The following is a 2,806-nucleotide window of genomic DNA, read 5'->3' as shown; positions in this document are numbered from 1 at the left end:
ATCCAAAGAGAGAATTTTCAAAAAGCTAAATTTATTTGGGATGAAGCTATCCAAGAGATAGCTGCTGCCTAAAATTTAAGGGTCAGGGTTGTGTTGCGGCCATATTTCCATTAACTTGACGGTGCCTAATTACTTTCTCTGCATTTGCAACATATTATTTCTGACATATACTAACCTTATTTGTGTTATTGTGCATATCATATCAGCTTTCTCAATTGTATGCTATATTTGTTTAGCAATGCCTTAAAAATAGTGTAATTAAAACAAAAAAATATTCACAAAAAATTGAATGATATTATTATGGAGTTAGAGTCAAAAGAGTATATGCAACAAAAATCTATGAATACAACGCTCACAATTAGTTATTTATTATTTTCTGTAGCAGTGATATATCTGCTAGCTATATTAACCATTTAGCTATTTACAGTGGATAAAGTTTTTTTGATTTATGCAAAGCAAAATTTTCTTAATAAGGATACTGCACTAGATGATTGTGTTTTTATTAGAGAAAAAATATCGATTATAGCGTTTTTTTACTTTAATTTGGCTTATTTATAATAGGTTATGGAAGGGAGTAATTTTTTATATAACTATATCTATAATCGTTTCTTGCTTGGGTGATTTAGATTTAATAGATCACAATATTAAGGCATTTATATTTCTATGTATATCAGGTTATTTTGCAATTTTTAGTAGCTCTATAATACAAAATAAACTCATTAAAAATAAGTATAGCTTAAAGTCAATTATTTACGCAGATTCTAAGGAGTCAGCACTATCAAAGCTTTTATTGACATTAAAAGTTTTTAACAATTGCTAAAAAGACTATTATAATCATTAATATTGCTGGTATCTCATTGAATATTCTGAAATATTTTTCGCTCTTCTGATTTTTATTATTAGCAAAATTTTTTGCATATTTTGCCATTAAATGATGAGTATATATCAAACAAATTACGAATAATAATTTGATGTGTAGCCAAATATTTCCTTTAAACCCCACTATATAGATTAAGATCAATCCAGTTACTAAACTTGATAAAAAGGCCGGAAGCATAATGAATCTCAATAACTTTTTTTCCATTATTTTAAATAAATTGTCAGCTTCAGAATTTTTTTTTGTTTTTGTATGGTAAACAAAAATTCTTGGTAGATATAGCAATCCAGCCATCCAAGATATAATTGAAACAATATGAAATGCTTTTATAAACAGGTAACTTTCAAATATAATGTTTTGCATTTGCTCTATAGAAATTTGATTAAATTTTTATTAATTAGAAATTATATACATAATATTTAATTCATCATACTTTTTTCTGATTTTAAGGGTATTGATATTGTTTGGGGGTAGTAAAATTGTATGATTTATTAAATTTAAATCAAAGCATTGCCGGACTTTGCTATTGCCCTTTATCTATAGAACGCCAGTTTTTTTGCCATCTCAATTGCAGCATAAGTTATTATCGAACAAGCACCAGCTCTCTTAAATGAAATTAGGCTTTCTATGAATGCACTATCAGTATCAAAGATACCTTTTTCTCCTGCTATTTTTAGCATTGAATATTCTCCACTTACTTGATAAGCGATTATTGGAATATTAAATTCCTTCTTTACTAAACTTATTACGTCTAAATATAGCATAGCAGGTTTTATAATAATTGCATCAGCTCCTTCAGAAATATCTAAGCCAACTTCATAAATGGCTTCTCTAGCATTTCTAAAATCCATTTGATAAGTATCTTTAGAAGAATTTTTGAGGAAATTTTTAGAGCCAACAGCATCTCTGAATGGTCCGTAAAAATTTGAAGCATATTTTGCTGAATAAGAGATTATTTTAGTATTATAAAATCCACCTTGTTCTAATGAATCTCTAATTCTACCAACTCTTCCATCCATCATTTCTGATGGAGCAATAACATCGCAACCGGACTCTGCTAGACTAATTGATTGTTTGCATAATATATCTAACGTGGCATCATTTAAAATTTTTCCATTACTATCAGTAATCCCATCATGTCCATCTAGTGTATATGGATCAAGGGCAACATCTGCCATTATTCCAATATCAAAATTGTGCTTTTTTATTTCTCTTATAGCTCGGCAAATTAAATTATTGATATTACACGCCTCACTAGCATTACTGCTTTTTTTATCACTTATGATTTGTGGGAATAGTAAAATTGCTTTAATTCCGGATTCTATCGCTTTTTCCACTTCTCTTATTAAGTTATCCACGCTGTATCTATAGATGCTTGGCATGGTGTCAATCGCATTTTTAATATTATTACCCTCGGTAATAAAAAAGGGCTGTATTAGGTTTTTAGGACTAATGCACGTTTCTGCAAATAAATCTCTACTCCACTTGCAACTTCTTAGTCTCTGAGCTCTCTTTTTAGGATAACTTAAAGAAAACATATTTTATAACAATATTTTGTCCTTCATATGAACTTATATATAGGTCGATATTTTGTCAATGACTGATAAAAAGAGAGAAGTAAAATACTTTACGTAAAATTGCACTAAATTGCAGTCCTTCGATTTATTCTATGCTGTTATGGCACCTTTAAATAACCTAGGTTTTAACAAAGTCTAAAATTTTATAAAGTGTGAGGTTTATATGGAAAAATTGGTTTACATCTGGGATCTCATATGCATGATGGTTTATAATTTTAGTACTTTAATGTGCGCCGTGCATGATGTAAGAGTAGAGGGTTCAAGTCCCTCATGGGCTGATATAGAGCTGTCCATTAGCTGAGGCAAGGTTAACTTCGTGAGGAGTTGGCGGAAGGAAGCTGACGGCAAAGTA

The 2,806-nt window shown here is 29.7% G+C and carries 2 protein-coding genes; both read right to left on the bottom strand.

All coding sequences use genetic code 11. The annotated features are described in order from the left end of the window. Nucleotides 1–796: 796 nt before the first annotated feature. The gene (hemJ, locus tag L8D11_RS04785; protein ID WP_236870531.1) at nt 797–1,228 is read right to left on the bottom strand and encodes a protoporphyrinogen oxidase HemJ; all 432 of its coding nucleotides are present in this window, start codon (nt 1,226–1,228) and stop codon (nt 797–799) included. 182 nt (nt 1,229–1,410) lie between these two features. Next, nucleotides 1,411–2,415, bottom strand: coding sequence for a porphobilinogen synthase (gene hemB, locus L8D11_RS04780; protein ID WP_236870530.1), 1,005 nt, complete (start codon nt 2,413–2,415; stop codon nt 1,411–1,413). Between the last annotated feature and the right edge of the window lie 391 nt (nt 2,416–2,806).

Source organism: Candidatus Bandiella numerosa (genome assembly GCF_021811875.1).
GTDB lineage: Bacteria > Pseudomonadota > Alphaproteobacteria > Rickettsiales > Midichloriaceae > Aquirickettsia > Aquirickettsia numerosa_A.
The sequence above is the reverse complement of the archived record's forward strand: the minus strand, read 5'-3'. Positions and strand labels throughout refer to the sequence as shown.

Excerpts from the sequence above, each read along its gene's own strand:
- hemB (WP_236870530.1), bottom strand. The coding sequence starts at position 2,415 with ATGTTTTCTTTAAGTTATCCTAAAAAGAGAGCTCAGAGACTAAGAAGT.